Source organism: Flavobacterium sp. UW10123 (assembly GCF_040538975.1).
Taxonomy (GTDB): domain Bacteria; phylum Bacteroidota; class Bacteroidia; order Flavobacteriales; family Flavobacteriaceae; genus Flavobacterium.
Window position 1 is genome coordinate 1 of the sequence record NZ_JBEWQE010000032.1, and the last position, 5,543, is coordinate 5,543.

7 protein-coding genes are annotated in these 5,543 nt (G+C 37.5%); 5 read left to right on the forward strand and 2 right to left on the reverse strand.

Annotated features, from left to right (window positions below):
* Positions 1 to 293, forward strand: a 293-nt coding sequence (locus ABXT06_RS22620; protein WP_354592747.1) for a PcfJ domain-containing protein, incomplete at its 5' end; no start/stop codon positions are given.
* Positions 294 to 382: 89 nt separating this feature from the next.
* Here the strand turns inward: ABXT06_RS22620 and ABXT06_RS22625 are convergent.
* Both ABXT06_RS22625 and ABXT06_RS22630 read right to left on the reverse strand, forming a co-directional pair.
* Entirely contained in the window at positions 383 to 628 is a 246-nt protein-coding gene (locus ABXT06_RS22625; RefSeq protein WP_354592748.1) for a hypothetical protein, read from the reverse strand.
* A 781-nt stretch (positions 629 to 1,409) separates the two neighbouring features.
* Positions 1,410 to 2,621 carry an MFS transporter gene (locus ABXT06_RS22630; RefSeq protein WP_354592749.1) on the reverse strand — a complete coding sequence of 404 codons (1,212 nt, stop codon included), beginning with the start codon at positions 2,619 to 2,621 and terminating at the stop codon, positions 1,410 to 1,412.
* Here ABXT06_RS22630 and ABXT06_RS22635 point away from each other — a divergent pair.
* The 4 genes from ABXT06_RS22635 to ABXT06_RS22650 all read left to right on the forward strand — a co-directional run bounded on the left by ABXT06_RS22635 (position 2,573) and on the right by ABXT06_RS22650 (position 5,263).
* Entirely contained in the window at positions 2,573 to 2,911 is a 339-nt protein-coding gene (locus ABXT06_RS22635) for a hypothetical protein (protein ID WP_129022524.1), read from the forward strand. The two genes, ABXT06_RS22630 and ABXT06_RS22635, sit on opposite strands and share 49 nt — an antisense overlap.
* A gap of 458 nt (positions 2,912 to 3,369) precedes the next feature.
* Entirely contained in the window at positions 3,370 to 3,936 is a 567-nt protein-coding gene (locus tag ABXT06_RS22640) for a hypothetical protein (RefSeq protein ID WP_354592750.1), read from the forward strand.
* A 73-nt stretch (positions 3,937 to 4,009) separates the two neighbouring features.
* Positions 4,010 to 4,870 (forward strand): helix-turn-helix domain-containing protein, encoded by an 861-nt coding sequence (locus ABXT06_RS22645; protein ID WP_073411757.1) that lies wholly within the window; start codon positions 4,010 to 4,012, stop codon positions 4,868 to 4,870.
* A gap of 99 nt (positions 4,871 to 4,969) precedes the next feature.
* Positions 4,970 to 5,263 carry a putative quinol monooxygenase gene (locus tag ABXT06_RS22650; RefSeq protein ID WP_047096321.1) on the forward strand — a complete coding sequence of 98 codons (294 nt, stop codon included), beginning with the start codon at positions 4,970 to 4,972 and terminating at the stop codon, positions 5,261 to 5,263.
* Positions 5,264 to 5,543: the final 280 nt, after the last annotated feature.

Genomic DNA, 5,543 nt, shown 5'->3' on the forward strand with positions numbered 1-5,543 from the left:
GCGTAATTGAAAACGTTAGGGATTTTATGCGCGAAGGCGATGATTTGGGGCATTGTGTCTTTACCAATGAGTATTACGCCAAAAAGGATTCGCTGATACTCTCGGCTAAAATGGGCGAAAAATCCGTGGAAACCATTGAAATATCGCTCAGCCGTATGGAAATCCTCCAATGCAGGGGAATGAAAAACAAGCCCTCAAAACATCATAAAAAGATTCTGAGCCTTTTGTCTGAAAACCTGTATCAGATCAGGGAAAGGATGAAAAAAAGAAAAGCAAAAAAAGTAAGCCGATAATCCTATCGGCTTTTTTTAGGGCTTGCATCAAAGATCGGAAGCCCGCCTGCCTCTCGGCCGGCGGGCTGGTTTTCCGTAAGACTTTTATATTATTTGATGCTGATGGTGTCCATAAGGTTTTCCTGATCGATGAAGGCGGCAATATACTGCTGGACTTCATTGCGTTTCTCTTTGTCCGTTTCAAAGGTATTGATATGGAATTCTTCGTCCTGGTCCAGAATATGTATGATCTCGGTGTACCCTTTTGAAATCAGGCTGCCTTTGAGCTTTAGGATCGTATGCTGCTGATGTGCATCCAAATCTTTTCTAACCTTTAATTGTATAGCTTTGTCCATTGTGAAAGATCTGTTTGATTTGTTTTTGGTATATTTCTTTAATCAAATATAATTATTTAGCCCCAATCCCCACTTCTCTGCAATGTTAAAAAAGTGAAGAAATTTAAATGGCATCCTTCATGGAAAATTTACTTTTAAACAATTGCAGCATCGCAAATCACACCTTTATCATTTTATGATTAAAACAAGAAAAAAACTATCTGGACCATTACTGCTTTTTTATCCGGAACAGCAGACTGATGGAATCAATTTCTGCCAATCCTGCGCGATTGTCGTTCTGCGTGTTTTTTAAATGCCTGAAGCTTTTATACCGTGGTCAAAAAGCCAAATGGCGCGAATTGAAGACAATTGGACCATTTTTTTTATATTGTGCAAGTGGCACTTGCACAAATTCATTTTCTGACTATGCCAGCGAACTAATTGAGAAAAAGAGATGATAATTCACTAATAATAGTTTGTAGGAGTGTCGAAAAGTACACAACGACAATTCTTCTGACTGCAATAGTTGGTAAATCATATAATATTGTAGAATTGTATATTAGTTTACTGCAATAAACCAATTTAGTTTTTATAATTTTTACATCAATCCCCAACAGGACATCTAAACCAAATTTACAAAGCCAATGGAAGACTGACCACTACATATAGAAAGCCAATTTCTTCAAATCATCCAAAAATGATGTTGAAATTTGTCCTGTTCCTGTCACAAAGCCAAATGGCGCCAATTGAAGACAATTTGGCGCCATTTTTTATTTGTTTGAAATGATTCGCTTTCTTGGCGTTAAAAACCAGCCACTCTTTTTTCTCTTTTATGTTTCGCTTTCATAATTGCAAAAGCCCCGAGAACAATTAGAAGCATTGGAATTGCAGCTATGTTTACTCCTTTACATCCCCACCTGCTCAGAAGGCCACCTGCTGAAAGGCTCGAAATGCTCATGATAATGTAAACAAAAAAATCATGAAAAGCCTGGACTTTTTCTTTTTCATCTTCTCGATATACCTTTGACAATAAAGTTGAGCCGCCTACAAACATAAAGTTCCAGCCTATTCCAAGAAAGATAAGACCGGACACAAAATGAAGAAAATCAGTGCCTGTCAGAACCAGATATAAATGCAAAAACAGTATGCCTACACCAGACAGAATTATTCTGCCCGTGCCAAATTTCTCAATCAAAGTGCCGGTAAAAAAAGAAGGCACAAACATTCCAAGCACATGCCACTGTATCACAACAGACGAATCATCGCCGGAATAGCCGCAGTGGTGCATTGCCAAAGGTGTTGCGGTCATAATCATTATCATCACGGAATATCCTACTGCCGAGGATAATAAAGCCAAAATGGTTTTATTCTGTCCCATAATTTCCCCCAGCGGTCTTGATTGCTTAAACTGAAAATCCTTCTGCTGCGCCGTTATACGTTTTTTCTCTTTTAGACCAAAAATAACCAGAAAAGAAATGATACTCAAAAAAGAGATGGATAAAAAGGAATAGGCAAATGAAACCGCGCCAATATTCTGGGTAGATCTGGCTAAGGCCGGTCCCGCAATTGCGGCCACAACTCCGCCTCCGATCACAAATGATATTGCTTTTCCTTTGATCTTCTGAGGAACCGAATCGGCGGCTGCAAAACGATAATATTGTGTAAAAGCCTGGCAGACTCCTATAAGGGTGTTTCCTAAAACAAATAGAACAAATGAGTTTTTTAAAATAGCGTAAAATGAAAGCATTCCCGCAAGCACGCCGATGATTGTCCCAATAAGAAATGCTTTTCTCTGGCCCATCTTTTTAATAATAAGAGAAGCGAGAATCATCATAAGAACGGTTCCAACTGAAATCATAGCAATGGGCAGCGTAGCCAGACTTTTCTCTGGCGCAATCTCTAAACCGACAAGACCAGATAAAGCCATAACCAATATAGAGCCCGTCTGAAAAAGAGCTTGGGCAGATGAAAACAATAAAACTGTACTCCATCTTTTTTTTATTTTATTCCTCATACTTTTTTTTAAAATTAAATGACAGTTCCGCAAAAAGCGATTCCCCGCGATCATTGTTGTACCAGTTTTGCAGAGCAGCCTTTCCAGTTTCAAAACTGGCATTCTCAGCTTTCATCTTTTCCATAGGTTGGGATATATCTGGCGAAATTGTAGAAAAAACGGAAGGTGCCGATGGTTTTGAAGTAGGCGAAGCGGTTTTTGCACTTTCACCAAATGCCCGTGGCTATGCCGAATATGTAGCGGTGAAAGTCGATTTTTTAGCTAAAAATATTAGGAGAAAGCAAAAATAAGCAAAACGGTTAAGACAGTTCATATACAGTGGTTTATAAAACGTGAGGCAAAATTTGGAAGTAGGTGTCCGACAAGTTTTGGGCTTAAAATGACAAGGTTAGGTTACTAAATCGTTCAGGCAAATCGGTTTCTTACACCAATGCCGCCCCAACAGAGTTTACCGAAAAACTAAAGCAGTTTGGCGTTCCCGAATTTGCCATTTTACTAACCGCCGGTTTTGCCGAAGATCAGAAAAACCACCAGTTTGAAGAGGTAACAAACGATCTGGAAAACCTTTTGGGAAGAAAACCTTTGGCATTGAAAGAAGCATTAAAAGAAATCTATGAGTTGTAACAGCCCATACGACCTCATTAATGGTAAAATCTTACACCACCACACTCAGCATTTGCCGGGTGTGGTGGTGTATTTTAGACTGTTTTTTTTTTGTTAGTTTTGCATATATAATTCATCTGACAGATTGATTAAGAATATCCAATATTTCTTCCCAGGTCAGATGCACATAAAAACGATGCAAGATTTTGAGTACATAAAAATTGTTCCTGACAAACGGCTCTCCGGTTTTGTGGAGAGTTTCCTGCTATGCGCCAATCATACCGATGAAGATAAAGAAGTCATTATTTTTCCCGATGGAAGAGTGGACATTATGTTTAGCTGTACAGATCAGGAACCATTGGTAGCCGAATTATTTAATCTGGATAAAAAAGCAAGGCGGTATATTTTCAAAAAGCAAACAAAGCTTTTTATGGTAAGTCTTACCTTGCTCGGTGCCGAATACCGGCTCGGATACAACGGGACAGATTTTGGAAAAGATGAGATTCGGCTTCCCGCAGGTTTTTGGGATATTTCTAAAGAAGACCTTACAAGCTTAGATAGCTTTGTAGAAAAGGTTTCGGAAAAACTTTTGGAAATATTCCCGAAAAAGATGGATGAAAGAAAGCAACAGCTTTTTGAGCTTATCTATTCGTCAGGTGGTAAGGCGTTATCAAGTACCCTCCTTACAGCAAGAAAAAACTCAAATGGCTAAAATCGCTTTTGGAACGAATTTTTTAATGACACAACCAAAGAACACTCCGTAAAAAATCAATTTAATTTTGACGATGGACATTACAAACCTTCCCGAAGATCTATGGGAACATAACGAAACTCATACTTCGGATTTGCAAATTTTCAATTACGAAGTGTATAAGAACGGTTCTAGAAACAAGATTGGCCTGAATAAAAATGTATTCAGTTTCTTATTGGATGGTCAAAAAAACATTCACTTTTCTAATGATATCATTTCAATCAATGAAACACAATCGCTACTTATCACATCTAATAATGTTTTGGTTACCGAACTGGTAGGTGTAAGCTCATACCGTTGTTTACTCTTCTTCTTTTCTCACAAAAACATCACCGATTTTTTATTGAAACATTCCCATTCTTTCAGTCAGAATGCCTCAGATAAAAAGATAACGGATATACCTTATTTCCTCTTAGAGAAAGACAATTTTATCATCCATTATATTCATTCGCTCCAACAGATTTTTGGTTTGCAACAATCTATCTCTCAAAAGATTTTGGAACTGAAATTTGAAGAAATAATGCTTTATCTGGCTGATAAATATGGGACGGTATTTTTAGATTACTTACATTATTTACTAATCAATGAAAGAGAATTATCATTTAAAATGGTAATTGAAAAGAACCTTTATACGAACTTGAATATTGACGAAATAGCCTTTCTGTGCAATATGAGTGCCTCTACTTTTAAGAGAAAATTTATAAGTATATACCAGAAATCTCCAGGGAAATGGTTTCAGCAAAAACGGCTTAACAAGGCCAAAGAATTGTTACATAATAACCAAGTCACACCTTCCGAAATTTTTATGGACTTTGGCTATGGCAGCTTGTCAAATTTTAGTGCAGCCTTTAAAAATGAATTTGGGTATAGCCCCAACCACATCCACTCTAATTGACCTCTTTTCATAACTTATTGAACCAAACTAATAAACGAAGCAGCGCTGGTTTTTTCTAATTTTGTGATTAAAGAATTGTTTAACTAAAAAATAAAAACAATGAAAAAATTAGGATTGTTAGTTCGGTTGGAAGCAAAGGCCGGCCAAGAAAAAAACGTTGAAGATTTTATTACAGGAGCATTACCGCTTGCTCTTGAAGAAGCCGGTACCGTTACGTGGTATGCATTCCGTATTGATGCTTCTACCTTCGGTATTTACGATACTTTTTCAAACGAAGAAGGCAGAGAGGCACACCTTGGCGGTAAGATCGCAAAAGCATTAATGGAAAATGCACCAGACCTATTGGCAACACCTCCGTCTATTGAAAAATTGGACATTTTAGCTGCCAAATAGCCTAAGATAATACCATTATATTTAAGGGAGGATTTTGCAAAAACTCAGCAAAATCCTCCCTTAATTGTTCAAAAAAATATCTTCTCTTCCTCATTTTTTAGATATCTAAAAAATCAACCCAAAAAAGCTTACGTCCTTTGTGGAAAAAGCGGTCAAATTGACCACGCTTTTTCAGCATAAAGTGACCATCGATTTCGGGTCAAACTGACCACTCCTTTTCAATTTAAACTGACCACCTTGTTTCGGTTCAAATTGACCACCAAACACTACTTCTTTTCAT